General features: G+C 40.5%; 19 protein-coding genes. 8 read left to right on the forward strand and 11 right to left on the reverse strand.

What is annotated here, in order from left to right:
* Positions 1 to 530 precede the first annotated feature (530 nt).
* From G4P69_RS18285 to G4P69_RS18300, 4 genes are all read left to right on the forward strand, one after another.
* Positions 531 to 926 (forward strand): DUF1830 domain-containing protein, encoded by a 396-nt coding sequence (locus G4P69_RS18285; protein WP_208350805.1) that lies wholly within the window; start codon positions 531 to 533, stop codon positions 924 to 926.
* Between the two features lie 284 nt (positions 927 to 1210).
* Complete coding sequence (locus G4P69_RS18290; RefSeq protein WP_208350806.1) at positions 1211 to 1648, forward strand: DUF4079 domain-containing protein; 438 nt, start codon at positions 1211 to 1213, stop codon at positions 1646 to 1648.
* Positions 1649 to 1674: 26 nt separating this feature from the next.
* Positions 1675 to 2214, forward strand: coding sequence for a hypothetical protein (locus G4P69_RS18295; RefSeq protein ID WP_208350807.1), 540 nt, complete (start codon positions 1675 to 1677; stop codon positions 2212 to 2214).
* A 79-nt stretch (positions 2215 to 2293) separates the two neighbouring features.
* Positions 2294 to 3073, forward strand: coding sequence for an ABC transporter ATP-binding protein (locus tag G4P69_RS18300; protein WP_208350810.1), 780 nt, complete (start codon positions 2294 to 2296; stop codon positions 3071 to 3073).
* A gap of 20 nt (positions 3074 to 3093) precedes the next feature.
* Here G4P69_RS18300 and G4P69_RS18305 read toward each other — a convergent pair whose 3' ends face one another.
* On the reverse strand, positions 3094 to 3864 hold the full coding sequence (locus G4P69_RS18305; protein WP_208350812.1) for a response regulator transcription factor: 771 nt from the start codon (positions 3862 to 3864) through the stop codon (positions 3094 to 3096).
* A 573-nt stretch (positions 3865 to 4437) separates the two neighbouring features.
* On the opposite strand from G4P69_RS18305, the gene G4P69_RS18310 reads away from it, so the two are divergent.
* The gene (locus tag G4P69_RS18310) at positions 4438 to 4680 is read left to right on the forward strand and encodes a DUF6761 family protein (RefSeq protein WP_208343413.1); all 243 of its coding nucleotides are present in this window, start codon (positions 4438 to 4440) and stop codon (positions 4678 to 4680) included.
* 388 nt (positions 4681 to 5068) lie between these two features.
* On the opposite strand, the gene G4P69_RS18315 is transcribed toward G4P69_RS18310, so the two are convergent.
* From G4P69_RS18315 to grxC, 8 genes are all read right to left on the reverse strand, one after another.
* Positions 5069 to 5665, reverse strand: coding sequence for a glutathione S-transferase family protein (locus G4P69_RS18315; protein ID WP_208343415.1), 597 nt, complete (start codon positions 5663 to 5665; stop codon positions 5069 to 5071).
* Positions 5666 to 5981: 316 nt separating this feature from the next.
* Positions 5982 to 6305: a Grx4 family monothiol glutaredoxin gene (grxD, locus tag G4P69_RS18320; RefSeq protein WP_208343417.1), complete on the reverse strand. Its 324-nt coding sequence runs from the start codon at positions 6303 to 6305 to the stop codon at positions 5982 to 5984.
* A 47-nt stretch (positions 6306 to 6352) separates the two neighbouring features.
* Positions 6353 to 6616 (reverse strand): BolA family protein, encoded by a 264-nt coding sequence (locus G4P69_RS18325; protein WP_208343419.1) that lies wholly within the window; start codon positions 6614 to 6616, stop codon positions 6353 to 6355.
* A 99-nt stretch (positions 6617 to 6715) separates the two neighbouring features.
* Positions 6716 to 7327, reverse strand: coding sequence for a hypothetical protein (locus tag G4P69_RS18330; RefSeq protein WP_208343421.1), 612 nt, complete (start codon positions 7325 to 7327; stop codon positions 6716 to 6718).
* A 187-nt stretch (positions 7328 to 7514) separates the two neighbouring features.
* Entirely contained in the window at positions 7515 to 8273 is a 759-nt protein-coding gene (locus G4P69_RS18335) for a lysophospholipid acyltransferase family protein (protein ID WP_310833664.1), read from the reverse strand.
* Between the two features lie 139 nt (positions 8274 to 8412).
* On the reverse strand, positions 8413 to 8898 hold the full coding sequence (tadA, locus tag G4P69_RS18340) for a tRNA adenosine(34) deaminase TadA (protein ID WP_208343422.1): 486 nt from the start codon (positions 8896 to 8898) through the stop codon (positions 8413 to 8415).
* Between the two features lie 122 nt (positions 8899 to 9020).
* Positions 9021 to 9395: a hypothetical protein gene (locus tag G4P69_RS18345; RefSeq protein ID WP_208343424.1), complete on the reverse strand. Its 375-nt coding sequence runs from the start codon at positions 9393 to 9395 to the stop codon at positions 9021 to 9023.
* 502 nt (positions 9396 to 9897) lie between these two features.
* The gene (gene grxC, locus G4P69_RS18350) at positions 9898 to 10212 is read right to left on the reverse strand and encodes a glutaredoxin 3 (RefSeq protein WP_208343426.1); all 315 of its coding nucleotides are present in this window, start codon (positions 10210 to 10212) and stop codon (positions 9898 to 9900) included.
* A gap of 208 nt (positions 10213 to 10420) precedes the next feature.
* On the opposite strand from grxC, the gene glpX reads away from it, so the two are divergent.
* Both glpX and G4P69_RS18360 read left to right on the forward strand, forming a co-directional pair.
* Entirely contained in the window at positions 10421 to 11458 is a 1038-nt protein-coding gene (gene glpX / locus G4P69_RS18355; protein WP_208343434.1) for a class II fructose-bisphosphatase, read from the forward strand.
* Positions 11459 to 11650: 192 nt separating this feature from the next.
* Positions 11651 to 12937 (forward strand): glutamyl-tRNA reductase, encoded by a 1287-nt coding sequence (locus G4P69_RS18360; RefSeq protein WP_208343436.1) that lies wholly within the window; start codon positions 11651 to 11653, stop codon positions 12935 to 12937.
* A 52-nt stretch (positions 12938 to 12989) separates the two neighbouring features.
* Here the strand turns inward: G4P69_RS18360 and G4P69_RS18365 are convergent, their stop codons facing one another.
* Entirely contained in the window at positions 12990 to 13169 is a 180-nt protein-coding gene (locus G4P69_RS18365; protein ID WP_208343438.1) for a type II toxin-antitoxin system HicB family antitoxin, read from the reverse strand.
* A 98-nt stretch (positions 13170 to 13267) separates the two neighbouring features.
* A complete protein-coding gene (locus G4P69_RS39305) occupies positions 13268 to 13543 on the reverse strand; it encodes a protein kinase family protein (RefSeq protein WP_243902507.1) in 276 nt (91 codons plus the stop codon).
* Between the two features lie 518 nt (positions 13544 to 14061).
* On the opposite strand from G4P69_RS39305, the gene G4P69_RS18375 reads away from it, so the two are divergent.
* Positions 14062 to 17049 (forward strand): UPF0182 family protein, encoded by a 2988-nt coding sequence (locus G4P69_RS18375; RefSeq protein ID WP_208343440.1) that lies wholly within the window; start codon positions 14062 to 14064, stop codon positions 17047 to 17049.
* Positions 17050 to 17186: the final 137 nt, after the last annotated feature.

The following is a 17186-nucleotide window of genomic DNA, read 5'->3' on the forward strand; positions in this document are numbered from 1 at the left end:
ATATAGCTGTAGGTGTTAGGGAACTTTAAAAAGGGGAAATAATTTTGTATCCCAGAAAACGTCTTCGTCCCTTATACTCCTTGCAGCAATTGTATATTGCATTTTCTGGAACCTAATCAAGCGAAAATAATCAGGTGAACAGGAAAGTTATTTACGTCTTAAGGTGGATACATTTATCTGGTGAAACTTATTAAAGCTTGACTGAATTAAAAAGTAAAAATGAAAAGTTAAAAACCTTACTTCGTAGGGCTTCCATGCCGTCTTGTAGAAGCCTATATCCTCTTTACTACGAATCCTAGCTTTATTTCCAGTCCCGTTGTACTAGTAAATAAACTTATTTTTTCTTGCATAATCTATAAATGCAAAAAAGGCATAGATTTTTACAAAAATTTCATACCTTGATCGCATCTAAAGATAAAAATAATTCGCAGAAAACTTCAGTTAGTAGTCGAAGTTACAGCATGTGGGGATCACCAGTGTTAGGCTAGAAAGTGTAATATAAAATTGTGGCGTATAAATCCTTAGCAGTTATGGCTCAAATATTAGATCCTCTACCACCTGAGCAATCCGGCTCTACTCTCTGCTGCTACGTTAATGCCACGAGCAAAATACAGGTAGCTCGCATCTCAAATGTTCCCAATTGGTACTTTGAACGCGTCGTTTTTCCAGGACAACGGCTAGTCTTTGAAGCACCAACACAAGCTCAAATGGAGATTCATACAGGGATGATGGCAAGCGCAATATTGTCGGATACAATTCCGTGCGATCGCCTTGCAATTAACGAGCCTAGCAGTTATCAGCTCGTAAACGACATGGAACCAGTAAAGGACTCTTTCAATAAAAAACCAATTGCCCAGCTAATTAATACAAAAACCCAAGATTCCATAAAACCTTTAACAATTGCTGGTTTAGTATCCATTGATTAGAAAATATTTTTGCTCAATCTAAGGGCTGCTCTTCCTAGCAGTCCTTTTTTGTTGGGCATAGGGCATTGGGCATGGGGCAATGGGCATGGGGCAATGGGCATTGGGCATTGGGCATTGGGCATTGGGCATGGAGGAGGAAGGAAAATGTTAAAGTTTTATTGATTAAGCAAGTTCTATAAAACGCAAATTATAGTTACCAACTTACTTACCATTTGCTTCTCCCTTACTCCCCCTGCTCCTCTGCTCCCCATGCCCCATGCCCCATGCCCCATGCCCTTATAATTATGGATCTACCTTCTTTTTTCTGGTTATGGAGAATCGCAGCTTGGTCGATGGGCTTGTCTCTATTGGCGTATTTGCTGCTGGCAGTGACAGGTATTTGGATGTTTCGTGATAGAACATCCCGCCGCGAGCAACCTATCTGGTTGCGTTCTTTACACTATATGATTGGCGCTTGCATGGTCAGTTTAGTGCTGTTGTTGCTATTAATTGGCATTATTGGCACTTTCGGTCACTTTGGTTCTTTGGGACACTCACAACACTTATTTGCTGGCTTAACAGTAGTGGTACTTGTTTTGGTTTCTTTTGGAAGTTCCAGGCTCATCAGCACGAAAAAACCTTGGGCTAGAAGTATCCACATTGGAACTAATATTATTCTGTTTGTTGGTTTTGTTTGGGTGTCTCTAACAGGTTGGAGTGTAGTACAAAAGTACTTACCGTAGAAGTAAATTTATAATCGAAATTAAAAATGGCATCACCGTCTGTTTTTCCTCTGTCTCCTTTGGTTAGGATTACACTGTTAAGTCTATATATATCGCTTACGGTTCCGCTGCCTTTTTTATCTGATTTAACAGATGCACCCATACCACCAACATTGCTATGGGTGGGTATTGGCATAGGTTTAGTTGCTTTATACGCGGCGTTAAGTGAACGCGTAGTATTAGATGACCAAGGAATTCAAGTCGCTTACCCCAAGTGGGTACCACAATTTTTTCGGAAGGGTTGGTCATTATCTTGGACAGAGGTACAAGAGTTAAAACCTCGCACTACTGGTCAAGGAGGTTTGGTTTACTATTTTCTTAGCAATAATGGTAAAGCTTATTTACTCCCGATGCGTGTGGCAGGCTTTACACAACTTCTAAGGCAAGTACAGGCTAAAACGGGAATTGATACGACAGAGGTTTACTTATTGGCTCAGCCTTGGATGTACTTTATTTTATTAGCATTCACGTTGCTATTACTCTTAGTTGATGCGTGGACAATCTTTTCAGTTATCAGTGCACAGTAAACAGTTATCAAACGTTATGAGGGCTGTAACAACTGATGACTGATAACTGATGACTGATAACTGAGAAAGGAATAGTGCGTTGAATTTAGAAAATATAACTCCACAATCTCAATTACGGCTAGAGCAAGTTAATTTATTCACAAAGCTGAACACTCAAGCAAAAGACAATTTCCAAGGGCACCCAATATTGGAAGATATTTCTTTTGAGGTATTTCAAGGCGATCGCATTGCAATTGTTGGAGCAACTGGTGCAGGTAAAACCCAGCTACTACGTCTTCTAAACCGCCTAAGTGAACCGAGTAGCGGCAAAATTTATTTAGAAAATCAAGAATATACTCAGATCCCAGTTTTACAGCTACGCGCTAGCGTGATACTGGTACTCCAAGAGTCTAAGTTGTTGGGAATGACAGTTAAAGAAGCGCTGGCTTATCCACTGGTTTTACGTGGTTTACCTAAACAAACAATTCAGCAACGTTTGAGCGATTGGATAGAACAGTTACATATTCCTAATGATTGGTTAGAGCGAACGGAAGTACAACTTTCGGTGGGACAACGACAATTGGTGGCGATCGCGCGCGCTTTAGTTATCCAACCGAAAATTCTATTACTAGACGAACCAACTTCTGCTCTAGATCTCAGTACAGCTTCCCATGTAATACAGATCTTAAATCAACTTGCTCAAAGTCATCAAATGACGATTCTTATGGTAAATCACCAAATAGAAATAGTCAAAATGTTTTGCACACGAGTGTTACATCTACAACAAGGTCGTTTGTTAAGAAACCAAACAGCTTCACTTATAGACTGGAGGGACTTACAAGAAAATTTAATGCAAGCACAAGATGATTTTGGATTTTAGATTTTGTTGAGGGTTAGGGATTACCTTTGACCACTAGCCGTTGGACGTTGATTAATGAACCGTTCTTTGGGGGCTAGTTTTGCTTGTGACTGGGGGACATTAGCACTCAAAATCTCAATATTAAACCTATATCCTACGTTGCGTATAGTTTGAATTAAGCTAGGTTGTCTAGGATCAAGTTCAACTTTTTTCCGCAGTGATAAAACGTGTGTATCTATAGTACGTGGATTATCGATCACATCAGGCCATGCACGGCGTAATAATTCTGATCTAGACAAAGGTGTTCCGGCAGCTTGCGCCAAAACATAGAGCAAACTAAATTCTTGTGGCGTTAAGTCGATGAACTCTCCTTGAAAACGGACTCGACGCTGGACTAAATCGATTTGCAAAGCGCCATAATCTAGATATGCCGGTGCAACAGGTGTACGTTTACGGCGGATAAGCGCCTCTATTCGAGCAAGGAACTCTTGCATCCCAAAAGGTTTGCTGAGATAATCATCTGCTCCTGCCTTCAAACCTGTAACCACATCAGCTTCATTACTACGAGCTGATAGCATTAAGATTAAAGGCTGCTGTTGACGATGCAACCAGTGACAAAACTCAATACCGTCACCGTCAGGCAGATCGGCGTCGAGAATAACTAGTGTTGGTTGATTGCTTAAAAAAAGTTCCCTTGCTTGATAGATGCTTGCTGCTTGACACACTCGATAGTCTAGTTGTTGCAAGTGCCAGCCTAGCAAAGATCTGAGATGGGAATTGCCCTCAACAATTTCTATACAAACTGAACCCACGGTGACAACATTCCTTCGCGTGCATAACTTCCAAGGTAACAAAACCTATGTCTAAGGTTTTGTAACTCTTGCTACCTCTATTAAGAGATTCTGGAGATTTTGTGATTCTAAAACAGTTAAGTAGTATAACTAATGCCTTTGTGAGGCCAGTTTAGTACTATTATTAAATTTTTGTTATGTTTTTTTAAAAATTCTTGTTGTCATGGAGACATTGTAGGCAATGTTTACAGTGCTATTAAAAAGGTCGCTATTTGCCATAAAATTCTTACTTAACAAGCTATTTGCTTTCTAAAGTGGTTTTCTGATGGAAGATCCAACAAGGTTCGTAAGCCCATGAAGAAATCCCCTACTCTCTCTGGACAATTTTCCTTTTATCAGAGATATTTATAATCATAGCTGTCGGTTTATCACAACCACCATTTTTTCGATACAATCGATATAGATTGTAGCTGCTTTTGGTATTTCCCAAAGGAGAGATATTTGTTTTGAGTTAATGTCAATGTAAGAGTAATACTTCCTTTTTCAGTTTGAATAATTTACAATTCTCATTCCAAACAGTTTTCTCAAGCAGTTATGCTCCAAGACACACAAACCATCCGCTATTACCAAAGAATAACTGACGCCCTCGTCGAGTTATGGAATCGTGGTTATCGCACTGATGATATGCGGATGTATTTGGACGGCTATTTAGCTGCCCTGCGACACAGTAGTGCTATCGAACCTTTTTTAATACATCGCTTAGAGGAGGAAGTCACCCGCTACTTGTACGATGCATCAAACTTTGCGATGACGCAACCACAGCCAGACTACTATTAATCCCTAAAAAAGGTTAACTAGTTAAGGATAACCCCATCCTCCGATTTTTTAGGATGGGCACCGTTAGCGTCATTGATGCTATAGTTATTATCAGGAATAAGGGACTTGCTTCTTGAGGCACCGGTTATTAAGGCCTACTGACTCCAATTGTTGGATGAGTAGCTTAATAAGCTTAAGCCCTGATGCTTCATACGTGTTTACGCTGGAGTAATCCATTAGCAATGTCAACTAACGGAGACAATAATAGCATACTATTTAGTCAAGTCAACGCTCTATCTGTGTAAAACTTTAAAAACGTTTATTTACAAAAATTATCCCCCCAGAGATATTTTGGTCTTTCCAAACTGGCTGAGGGGATTTTGTTGTAATAGCTTTCGGCAAAACGTGTTTAGGAACCTGGTAGATTAACGTAATTTGGCAGTTGTTTAACTCGTTCAATCCAAGCAACTACATTTGGGTAAGCTTGTAAAGCAATCTTACCTTCAGAAGCAAGTGCAATATAAGGAAAGCAGGCTATGTCAGCAATTGTCGGGCGATCAACCTCTAGCCATAGGCGATCGCCCAAGTGAGCTTCCATCACTTTGAGAACTTCGTGTGCTGTTTGCTGTGCTAGGGAGATATCTAGAGGCTTATTTAGAAGGAAATATGCCCTAGCTGCCATAAAACTATTTTGGATTTCTTTAGCTGCAACAGATAACCATTTCAAGACTTGACTCATTGCTCCTGCTTCTGTTGGTAACCAGTCCTCACCTCCATAACGACGTGCTAGGTAAACAAGAATCGCTTGAGAATCCCAAATAACCTGCTCACCATCCTCAAGAACAGGGATTTGTCCAAATGGATTAATCTGTAGAAATTCAGGCGTTTTATGTTCACCTGCTTGCAAGTTGACTGCTATAGTCTGATACTCTTTTTCTAAAAGAGATAACATCAACCTTACCTTGTAGCAGTTTCCTGACCGAGGAGAACTGTAAAGTTTTAGCATAGGTTCCTATTTGATTAAATTGTAAGCATCTGTGGTAGCGAAAATATAACTCTTGCGGAACCTGTAGCAGGTACTATAATACCTTGGTTGGTACAAGCGGGAGTACCTTTAAACGATTATCCTAAACTGAGTAAATGGAGCGATCCGCCTTCAGGCGGCAGCGCTTCGCTATCGCTTGCAATCACGTCCAGCGTGGGAAACAACGAAAGCCACCCAAGAATCGATTGAACGCTTAAAATCGTTAATGGTAGCAAGAATGTCACAAGCAAGCCATTAAGCAAAAATGCCTCCCCAAAAGGAGGCATTAACATTAATCTTACGAAGCTAAGGCAATTGTGACAGTTTGTTGCAGTTCCCCTTTTTGATACATATCGATCAAAATATCAGAACCACCCACGAATTTACCATCAATATACACTTGAGGAATCGTCGGCCAATTGGAATATTCTTTGATTCCTTGGCGGATTTCTTGATCGTCTAGAACATTCACCGTTTCAAAGGGAACACCTAACGTATTAAGGATTTGCACAACGTTATTGGAGAAACCACATTGAGGCATTAACTTGGTTCCCTTCATAAAAACCAAGATTTTGTTAGCTTTTACTAAATTGTCGATTCGCTCTTTAAGTTCTGGAGTCATGAGCCTTTAAGTTCCTACTTTAAATTGAATAATTAGTCAATAGTCAGTTATCTTTTTGACTCTTGACTACTTTGCCAAACTTCAGGAGTATATGTTTTTAGTGCTAAGGCATGGATAGCCTCAGTAGCCATAGCTTGTCGCAATGCACCATATATTAACTGGTGCTGCTGGACTAGTCCCTTGCCTTCAAACTGCGATGAGACTACTGTAACTTGATAGTGGTCACCGCCACCAGTCAAGTCTTGCACCTGAACTTGGGCGTCTGGCAGTTCCGCCCGGATCATTGTCTCAACCTGCTGCGGACTAATCATCGCACTTCCTAAAAAACTTCTTATTTCCTATTGTATTCCAATTTCTATCAGGGATTTAAACCCTGATAGTGGATAGATTTTACACCAGATTTATGTACTTTATTTTTTCTTAGAAGGCGGAGCAGAGCTATTGATGCCACCAGGATTAAACGGTGCATCAACAAAACCTAACTCTAACAACTGCTGATAAGCTTTTTTGCCCAATTCCCGTGTTGGGTTTTGGCTCTTAATAATTTGTACTAACAAGGGTACAGCTAATTCCGGTTGGTTTTGCGCGCGGTGAACCAATGCTAATTGATAGGTTGCTTCGTCACGCATTTGAGCAGCATCCAGAGCCTTTTTTCTTTGAGAATCAGCCACTCTGTTGTCTATTCCAGAGAAGCTGGCGTTTAGCTGCTCATAAAAATTAGACAACTGATTAAAAACCTGACGGGCTTCTTGGAGTTTCTTAGCTGCTGCAGCATAGTTTTGAGAAGCAACTGCATTATTTGCGTCAGCCATGAGGCGTTTCCCACTATCAACACTTAAAATTCCACTACTTTCTCCTGACGGACGGAGATTATTTGGAGCATTGGGGTCAATAGGTTGTGGAATTGAATTACTTGGTAGCTTGCGCACCTCCTGAGCATGGACAGAAGATAGCAGACTAAGAGCTACTATGACTGAGATAGAAATGAAGCGAATTAAGGGAACAGTTGCAGCAAGGTTCATGGGATAAATGTGTGCGACAACTCAACACAACGGAGTATAGAAACTTCAGGTATCTTAACTCTGTTTTGTTGTTTAACAAAGTAGAAATATACACTAAGTTCTTCCTCTCTAGACAGAAAATCAACCAAATCAGGTTCCCATGCTTATCTTGCAGTTACAAAAATCACAGATCTAAAACCCAACGCCTCTACGTCCTGATTCCATGTCTAAAGCTAGACGATTGTAAACTACGATTGTTAAGTATCTCTGACTCATGATGACTTAATTTTTGGAGTCCCTTTGCTAAATCAGTCGTCAGTCTTTGAGCATCTTGTTTTAAGCAACCACTAGCATAATCTGAGACTTTAATAGGTGTTCCGATGTGAATATTAACATCCGTACCCCAGCTAGGATAAGGTTGACTGTAATTGATACCTATGGGCACGATCTTAACGCCCAGATCTGGATAACTCGATTCAGCACTCAAAGCCAAGCGCGCAATACCTGGTTTTAATGGGTGAAGTTTACCTTTATGGATACCACCTTCGGGAAAAATGACTAACATTTCGCGATCGTGAAGTATCTTAACTGCATGACGCAGAGTGTTGATGGATGGATGTTTAGGATCAACAGGAAAACCTCCCATTTGTCGGATTAACCAACCTTGTAAACCTTGGCACTCATCAATAGTGACCATGAATTGTAAATCTCTACCTGTCACGCAGCGCCCAGCAGCATAGGGTACAACTAATGCGTCCCAACGGGAGCGGTGGGTGGGCGCTAGAATAACAGGACCAGTTGTGGGTAGATTTTCTTGTCCAGTAACTTCTATGTGCCCAAAAAAGAATGGTAGAAGAAAACGACGCCCCAAGAAATACGCTAAAGGACTGAACCAGGGAGAAACCGCTGAGCTTCTAGGGGTTTTGTTAGCTTTTGCTAATGTATCGTTTTGAGTTTTGTGATGAATGTTAGAGGAAGAGAGTGGCGAAGTTATCACGACGGCTACTAAACTATGTTAAGTGAGATGTAATTAGATTCCTGTAGATCCACCCTAAATTTCTTCCTAAAATTGTGTCACATACTATGGACAGTTTTCTCTCTGTCCGTTAGATAGTTCTATTTCGTCGATTCGCAAACCAAGCCCTTATTTGTTCTCGACATGCAGACTCCATAATACCTCCAAGCACAAGTAAGCGGTGATTAGAAGCAGCACTATCAGGTATGTTGCTAACGGTACGAATTGCGCCAGTTTTTGGATCGTCCACTCCATAGACTAATCGTTTTATACGTGCCTGCACAATAGCACCCGCGCACATTGGACAAGGTTCTAAAGTGACATAAAGAGTGCATTCATTTAAACGCCAAGTTCCTAGTATGTTAGCAGCTTTCCGTATAGCAACAATTTCCGCATGAGCAGTAGGATCTTGGTCTCTCTCTTTTCTATTTTCACCCTCTGCAATCAAATTTCCGGATAAATTAACAACAACAGCACCTACAGGAATCTCTCCTTGCTCACCTGCTGCTTGCGCCAATTTTAAAGAGTGGCTTATCCATTCTCGATCTTTAAGGTATTCTGAATATTCAAGTGACATTTTATAGCAGCAGGAGTCAGTGCGGTGGGCGGCAATGCCCTCATTGGAGCATCTAGCGTTCAGAACTCAGGAGGAGCCAGTGCGCTGGTAAGGCAGCGCTCCCTTGCGGATTTCCCGACTTGTCAATTATCGTCCAATAGTCTCCATCCAGCCTGAATCATATTCTCCAATTCTTCTAAAGTAAAGTTGTTTATGGTTTTGATAAACTCCTGAAATTGAAGAAATTTATCCTCTGATTTATAGTCAGTTGGGTCTAGATTAAAAAAGTCACAAAAAATATAGAAATTGCCGGCTATTCTGATGTAAAAGCGGTTAATTCCACTAACAAAATCCTTGGTATTACTTTGAGATTTAGAAACAGTTTCTTGGTCTTCTTGCTCTTTACATTCATAAAGTCGATTAGCAGTGTTTCTGGTTCTTTTTGTGCGCACTTTCACTATTTTATAAACTTTTTCTTGACGCAATCGAGCGTAGCGTTTGCACCAATTCTTGTCCACGATTTTCTCCTTTTTTAGCTGCGTAATCGATGTTCACCGGCTCTATATGCTTTCACTCGAGAGCATCTTTTCACCAAGACAAAAACTAACTAACAGATCGGCGAAGAATTTGGCGTTTTCTCGTGCTGTTTGCATCAAGTATTCCAACGTAATGCTTGTGTATTAGAAGGTTTCTAAGTACTATGAGAGAAGCAATCAATAATTTGAGCATACTCCCGATCATTTTTCCGTTTAAACAAAAGAATGCTAAAGTTGCCTTAAATAAAGATTCACAATGACATTGATCACCGTAGTCGGTATATGATCCTCGTCATTGCTGGATGTGATCAGCATCGCTACCGTAAGGGAAAGCTCAGCTAGTACCGCAAGGCGGAATTCGCTCATTCAAAATTCTGTTAGGAATACAGCATAGGCTTTTCAGAGATTTTGAATGGTATGCTTATTTACGCCGCGCTGTACTAGTACAGCTAGTAAAATCATCCCAGTACCGATACTCTAGCCCCTAAAGGGGTTGCTGGTTAAGAAGGGTGTCCAGTCTATTTTGAGAGTCTAAATTGTAAAGGTCATCACAACCGCCAATATGCTGTTGATTGACGAAAATTTGTGGTACTGTGCGGCGTCCGTTAGCACGTTCCGCCATTTTGTCTCGGGCTATATTGTTACCGTCGATTTTGTATTCGGTGAAGTTTACGCCTTTCCACCACAAAAGCATTTTGGCTCTGATGCAGTAAGGGCAAGTTTGCCAGGTATAGATTTCCACGTTGGCTTTGATGCGCTCTGGATGGCGACCTAGAAGAGGATTGAGAAAGTTTAGCATATCGCTTATAAGGTTTATCTAGGGTATGTACGGTTTTTATCGAGAAAAAAATGTGCCATAATTGACACGTATAAAACTAGTTAGAAGCAAAACTTAACACAGACGGTACATGATACTTTTAGCCATAAGTATCCGCCCTTTGGTAGACTTTAAAACTGAAAGAGCAGATGAAACGACGCAAAATTAAGCAACTGAAAGGGCAGAGTTTGTGGAAAATACATTAGGGCTAGAAATCATTGAGGTAGTTGAACAAGCGGCGATCGCCTCCTCCCGTTGGATGGGTAAAGGCGAAAAAAACATCGCTGACCAAGTGGCTGTAGAAGCCATGCGGGAACGAATGAATAAAATTTATATGCGTGGTCGCATTGTAATCGGCGAAGGTGAGCGGGACGAAGCTCCTATGCTCTATATCGGGGAAGAAGTTGGCATTTGTACCCGTGAAGATGCCAAAACCTTCTGTAACCCAGATGAACTCGTCGAAATTGATATCGCTGTTGACCCTTGCGAAGGTACTAACCTTGTAGCGTACGGTCAAAACGGTTCAATGGCAGTGTTGGCAATTTCTGAGAAAGGTGGTTTATTTGCTGCACCAGACTTTTACATGAAAAAGTTAGCAGCACCAGCACCAGCACGTGGTCATGTTGATATCAACAAGAGTGCTACCGAAAACCTAAAAATTCTATCCGAGTGCTTAAATCGTGCTGTGGAAGAATTGGTGGTAGTGGTGATGGATCGTCCCCGTCACAAAGAACTTATTGCTGAAATTCGTCAAGCAGGTGCCAGAGTAAGACTGATCAGCGATGGTGATGTTTCGGCGGCAATCTCCTGTGCTTTCCAAGGTACGAATATTCATGCCTTAATGGGTATTGGTGCTGCACCTGAAGGCGTTATCTCAGCGGCTGCTTTACGCTGCTTAGGAGGGCATTTCCAAGGGCAATTGATTTACGATCCAGAAGTCGTGAAAACAGGTTTAATTGGCGAAAGTAAAGAAGGCAATATAGCAAGACTTAAAGAAATGGGTATTACAGACCCAGATCGAAGCTACAATGCTAATGAATTAGCGTCCGGCAATACGGTGCTATTTGCAGCTTGTGGTATTACTCCTGGAACTTTAATGGACGGAGTTCGTTTCTTCCCTGGAGGCGCAAGAACTCAAAGCTTAGTTATTTCCAGCCAGTCACAAACAGCCCGATTTGTCGACACAGTCCATATGTTTGATCAACCCAAGGTCTTGCATTTGCGTTAGGCAATAGATTTAGGGGCAGTGTAAATGATTTATTTACTATGCCCTATCCTCAAAGTCGAGAACTTAGGGATGATGGGGGAGATGGGGAAGTTGATCTCCCTCACCTCCCTCATATTGTTACGATTTCTTTATGATGCCAGATGCTTCAAGCCCTGGTTTCACAACTACCAATTAGCAAATTCTTTTTAGAAAATGAATATAGCAGTAGTCGGGTTAAGCCATAAAACGGCTCCCGTAGAAGTCCGAGAAAAGCTAAGCATTCCAGAACCACTAACCGAAAGCGCGATCGCTCAGTTAGTCAGTTATCCACATATTACAGAAGCTGCAATACTTAGTACTTGTAACCGTCTAGAAATTTACATCGTTGCTCATGAGACGGAACAAGGTATTCGAGAAGTCACTCATTTTCTAGCAGAGTATAGTAAATTGCCAATTTCGTCTTTGCGGCAACATTTGTTTATGTTGCTACATCAAGACGCAGTCATGCACTTAATGCGGGTATCAGCTGGTTTGGATAGTTTGGTACTTGGAGAAGGTCAAATTCTGTCTCAGGTCAAGAATACTCATAAACTGGGACAGCAATATAATGGTATCAAAACAATTTTGAATAAATTATTTAAGCAAGCAATTACAGCTGGTAAGCGAGTTCGTACTGAAACTAGTATTGGCACTGGAGCAGTCTCTATTAGTTCAGCAGCAGTAGAGTTAGCGCAAATGAAAGCCCAAAATTTAGCTGCTTGCAGAGTGACAATTCTTGGTGCTGGAAAAATGTCACGCTTGCTGGTACAGCACCTAATTTCTAAAGGTGCGGCACGAATTCGGATTTTAAATCGATCTATGGGGCGTGCAGAAGAATTGGCAAGGCAATTCCCTGAAAACTCAATCCAAATTCATCCGCTCTCGGAAATTATGTCAGTAATTAGCGAGAGTGATTTAGTATTTACTAGTACTTCTGCTACAGAACCAATTATTGACCGTGCCAAATTAGAAATAATTTTGGAACCTACCAAACCTTTGATGCTGTTTGATATTTCTGTACCACGCAACGTTCATTCCGATGTGAATGAACTGTCAAATGTGCAGGCGTTTAATGTGGATGACTTGAAGGCAGTAGTAGCACAAAACCACGAAAGCCGCCGCAAGATGGCGCAAGAAGCTCAAGCACTTTTAGAAGAGGAAGTTTCATCTTTTGATATTTGGTGGCGATCGCTTGAAACTGTCTCCACTATTAGCTGTCTGCGAAATAAAATGGAAACCATTCGCGAACAAGAATTAGAAAAAGCTTTGTCGAGATTGGGTTCTGAATTCGGTGACAAACATCAAGAAGTGATCGAAGCCCTTACAAAAGGAATCGTTAACAAAATTTTACATGAACCAATGGTGCAATTGCGATCGCAGCAAGATCTAGAAACAAGACGCAGTTGTATGGAGACTCTGCAAACGTTGTTTAATTTAGACGTAGAAGAGCAATATAGTTAATTTCAGCGCTGGGAATTGCTAATTGCTATAAAGTAGTAGTAATTAGCGATTCTCAGCATAGTATTGGCATACCGCGTTCTGCACGAACCTTTAGACAACCTATTATTGCATCCTTAATATTTTCGAGAGCTTGCTGTCGTGTTTCACCCTGACTTACACAGCCCGGGATACTCGGACACTCGACAATCCAAATTCCATATTCATCACGATCAAGCGTCACGCTAAACTTCATAAACTTTTCCTAACCCGAAAAAGTATAACTCATAATTACACATTTTATCTTTATAAAGATATAAAAGGGAAATTAACCCCAGAAGATGTGAAACGCTTTCATATCAGTTGGTTTAATTTGGTGTCTGGTACTACTACAGCTTGCTGAGGTTGAGGAGTGTTGGTAGTCAACCCTAAAGAATCAAGCCATTCTCTCATCGACTGCGATCGCTGTCTGGGTTCTAACTTCATACCAGTGAAAATTGCTCGGTTTGTGCGATCGCTAATTTGAGAATTAACTTCTTTGGGAGCTACTAAACGAGCATTGTCTATCTTGCGTTTCAATGCACTAACTGGTGTTTTTCCCGTTACAAGTACATACAGAGTTGCTGCCAAAGAATAAACATCGCTATATGCTCCTGTTTTGGCATTTTTAGAATAAATCTCAGGTGGTGTAAAGCCCTCAGCAGTTTCTTTAGTCCGGTTTGTCGTTAAGATATGGTCAAAGTCTAACGCTAAACCAAATAGGTGATGCCAAAGCGTCCCCTTCCTAGCTCCTTTTCAATTGTGTATTTACCACCTTGCAATTGATCACCTGCAACCCAAGCCATCTTGCAACTCCCAAAATACATAGATTAATTTTCACACAAGAGACTTGAAAATCTGATTTAGTTTTGTATGAGTATCCTGCATGGAGTGAACACTGAATTAGAACGTCGCTCAACTGCTTCCGACATTCTGAGCGCCAAGAAGAAAATGTACAATTATTGTAGTGCGGGCATCTTGCCCGCGTTCCATATACAAATTAAATGCTCAATAGCTTATAAACAGCTGAACACATCATTAGTTTGTAGTTGCACTTTAGTGCGCTAAAGCGCAACTACAAACTTTTCAATCTTCTATTTGAGAATCAGATGGATGATAAGATTTTTTCACGAATTTCTCGACTTATTATACTGCTGTTAGGATTTTGGTCTTTGTTTGATCTAGCCTCGCACCTAGCAGCAGACATTTTCTGGTTTCGTGAAGTTGGATATTTAGCAGAATTTTTATTGCGCTTGAAAACGCAGGTGAGTTTATGGCTGATCGCCTTTTTTACTTCATCTGCTTTTCTACTAGGTAATTTATCTATAGCCTCTCGCTTGAAGACAAAGGAAACAACAGGGGAAAGATTTGGAAAACTTTTATTGTCAACAAATTCTCAGAGGATATCTCAACGTCTTAATTCTGGACTAAGGTTGCACTGGCTTCTACCAATCGTGCTTGCACTGACTATCTTGGCTGGAGCAATATTAATTTACTATGCTCAAAAAGCCTTAAGCTTTTGGCATATAAATCTTACTTTGCTTACCGTTTTCCTACATGTACCACCCTGGTTACATGTTTTGGAGTTCATAAATTTAAAGCAAATTCCCATCCCGGTTGTAGAGTTAGGTTTACTATTTGCATTAACTACCGGAATTTTTATTAATCCTCAGTTTTTGTTAAGAGCGATCGCACTAGTAATAAGTTTGCTATTAGGGTTTCTAATATCTGAGAACTGGTTAGTGGTTTTAGAGTTTTTCCACGCTACCAGTTTTAACCGCACTGAACCACTATTTAACCAGGATATTAGCTTCTATGTTTTTCGGTTAACGTTTTGGGAGCTATTGGAACTTTGGTTAATCGGACTCTTCCTGTATGGTATGACATCTGTAGCGTTAATTTATTTACGCTCAGCCAATAGTCTAAGTGAAGGTAGATTTCCAGGCTTTTCTGTAGGGCAAAGAATCCATTTAAGTGCTTTGGGTAGCTTATTTATGTTGGCGATCGCGCTGCATTATAAAATCGCACGTTACCAACTTTTGTATGCTACCGTTGGTGTTAACTACGGTGCTAGCTATACTGCTGTTAACGTACAACTGCCAATTTATACTGGCTTAAGCCTTTTGGCAGTGGCGATCGCAATATATCCGATACTCCGAATAATTGTTTTATCCAAAGGTGTAAAAGCAAGTTTTAAAGGTATCAGTTATCCACGCCAACTGATCTACGTGGTGGGATTCTATATAACAGTTGCAGTTATTTCTGGTGATATCTTACCTGCTGCTGTGCAAAAACTTATCGTACAACCAAATGAACTGTCTCGCGAGCGACCTTATATTGAGCGTACCATTGCACTAACACGACAAGCGTTTAACCTAAATCAAATCGAGACAAAAACCTTTGATCCACAGGGTCAGTTAACAGCATCTGACTTACAACAAAATAACCTGACAATTCGTAATATACGTTTATGGGATAAACAACCGCTTTTAGAGACTAATCGCCAATTGCAACAAATCCGATCTTACTATAAATTCCCTGATGCTGACATTGACCGATACACCTTCAGGACACAAAAAGAACAAGGGAAATTAGGTGAGAGTGAAAAGCAACAAACCATCATAGCAGCAAGGGAGTTAGATTACAGCATTGTTCCTAAGCAAGCTCAAACTTGGGTAAACGAACATCTTATATATACTCACGGCTATGGATTTACGCTCAGTCCTGTAAATATCGTTGGTTCTGGTGGATTACCTGATTACTACGTTAAGGATATTGGTGATCGGCGCATAAAACAAGAAGGATCTTTGCAAATAGCAAATGAAGCAATCCGCGCCAGTCTTCCAATTGGGCAACCCCGAATCTATTATGGCGAAAATACTAACACCTATGTAATGACTGGGACAAAAACGCAAGAGTTGGACTATCCTAGCGGCAATGATAACGTCTATAACGTATACGACGGTAGCGGTGGAATAGAAATTAGTCCTTTATGGAAGCGTGTACTGTTTGCTCAGTATCTTAAAGATTGGCAAATGTTGCTAACTCAGAATTTTACATCGCAAACTAAACTACTATTTCGACGTAACATTTTAGAACGGGTAAGAGCGATCGCTCCTTTTTTACGCTACGATAGTGACCCTTATTTGGTAGTTGCAGATGCAGGGGGAAGCAATCTCAAACAGGAAAAGACTTATCTTTACTGGGTAATTGACGCTTACACCACCAGCAATCACTACCCCTATTCAGATCCAGGAAAAAATCAATTTAATTACATCCGCAATTCGGTGAAAGTTGTCATTGATGCATACAATGGGACTGTTAATTTTTATGCTGCCGATCCTCAAGACCCCATCATCAATACTTTAACAGAAATTTTTCCTAAATTAATCAAACCTTTATCATTAATGCCCTTTGCGCTCCAGAGCCATATTCGCTATCCACAGGAGCTATTTGAGATTCAATCTGAGAGATTACTAACCTACCATATGACTGAACCACAAGTTTTTTATAACAGAGAAGACTTGTGGGAAGTTTCTAACGAGATTTATGGCACTAAACCACAACAGGTAAAACCTTACTACCTGATTATGAAACTACCAAACACACAGTCAGAAGAATTCATTTTATTACTACCATTTAAGCCTGTACAGCGGGCTAACTTAATTGCTTGGTTAGCTGCACGTTCTGATGGGCAAGAATACGGTAAGTTGCTGTTATATGAGTTTCCTAAGCAGCAGTTGATCTATGGAACTGAACAGATTGAGGCTTTGATCAATCAAGATCCAGCAATTTCTCAGCAGATTTCTTTATGGAACCATCAGGGTTCAAAAGTTATTCAAGGGAATTTGTTGGTAATTCCGATTGAGCGATCGCTGCTCTATGTTGAACCACTATATTTAGAAGCGGAAAAAAATAGTTTACCTACTTTAATCAGAGTAGTTGTTGCTTACAATAATCAGATTGTGATGGCAAAAACTTTAGACCAAGCACTTGCTGCTATTTTTGAGCAAAAGAAACCTGTAACACCTACTATTATACGTCCTTTAGAGGATAAACCGACCGGTTTGCAATTGTTTCCAGGTTCTGGAAGCTGAGTGTAAATAGTCAATCAAAATTGTTTTTCCGTTTACTTTCTAATGCCATCCCCTTTTGACAAATAACTACAACAAAAAAATTTTCAATTCAATTTCTATCTGTATCTATGTCTTCAAAAGCATGTTCAAATGCGTGA

It is taken from the genome of Aetokthonos hydrillicola CCALA 1050 (assembly GCF_017591665.1).
Taxonomy (GTDB): domain Bacteria; phylum Cyanobacteriota; class Cyanobacteriia; order Cyanobacteriales; family Nostocaceae; genus Aetokthonos; species Aetokthonos hydrillicola.

Bases quoted from the DNA above. Each gene is read 5' to 3' on its own strand.
- G4P69_RS18290 (WP_208350806.1), top strand. From the start codon at position 1,211: ATGGATCTACCTTCTTTTTTCTGGTTATGGAGAATCGCAGCTTGGTCG.
- G4P69_RS18295 (WP_208350807.1), top strand. From the start codon at position 1,675: ATGGCATCACCGTCTGTTTTTCCTCTGTCTCCTTTGGTTAGGATTACA.
- G4P69_RS18360 (WP_208343436.1), top strand. From the start codon at position 11,651: ATGAATATAGCAGTAGTCGGGTTAAGCCATAAAACGGCTCCCGTAGAA.
- G4P69_RS18285 (WP_208350805.1), top strand. From the start codon at position 531: ATGGCTCAAATATTAGATCCTCTACCACCTGAGCAATCCGGCTCTACT.
- G4P69_RS18310 (WP_208343413.1), top strand. From the start codon at position 4,438: ATGCTCCAAGACACACAAACCATCCGCTATTACCAAAGAATAACTGAC.
- G4P69_RS18375 (WP_208343440.1), top strand. From the start codon at position 14,062: ATGGATGATAAGATTTTTTCACGAATTTCTCGACTTATTATACTGCTG.
- grxD (WP_208343417.1), bottom strand. From the start codon at position 6,305: ATGACTCCAGAACTTAAAGAGCGAATCGACAATTTAGTAAAAGCTAAC.
- G4P69_RS18330 (WP_208343421.1), bottom strand. From the start codon at position 7,327: ATGAACCTTGCTGCAACTGTTCCCTTAATTCGCTTCATTTCTATCTCA.
- grxC (WP_208343426.1), bottom strand. From the start codon at position 10,212: ATGCTAAACTTTCTCAATCCTCTTCTAGGTCGCCATCCAGAGCGCATC.
- G4P69_RS18315 (WP_208343415.1), bottom strand. From the start codon at position 5,665: ATGCTAAAACTTTACAGTTCTCCTCGGTCAGGAAACTGCTACAAGGTA.
- G4P69_RS18365 (WP_208343438.1), bottom strand. From the start codon at position 13,169: ATGAAGTTTAGCGTGACGCTTGATCGTGATGAATATGGAATTTGGATT.
- tadA (WP_208343422.1), bottom strand. From the start codon at position 8,898: ATGTCACTTGAATATTCAGAATACCTTAAAGATCGAGAATGGATAAGC.
- G4P69_RS18325 (WP_208343419.1), bottom strand. From the start codon at position 6,616: ATGATTAGTCCGCAGCAGGTTGAGACAATGATCCGGGCGGAACTGCCA.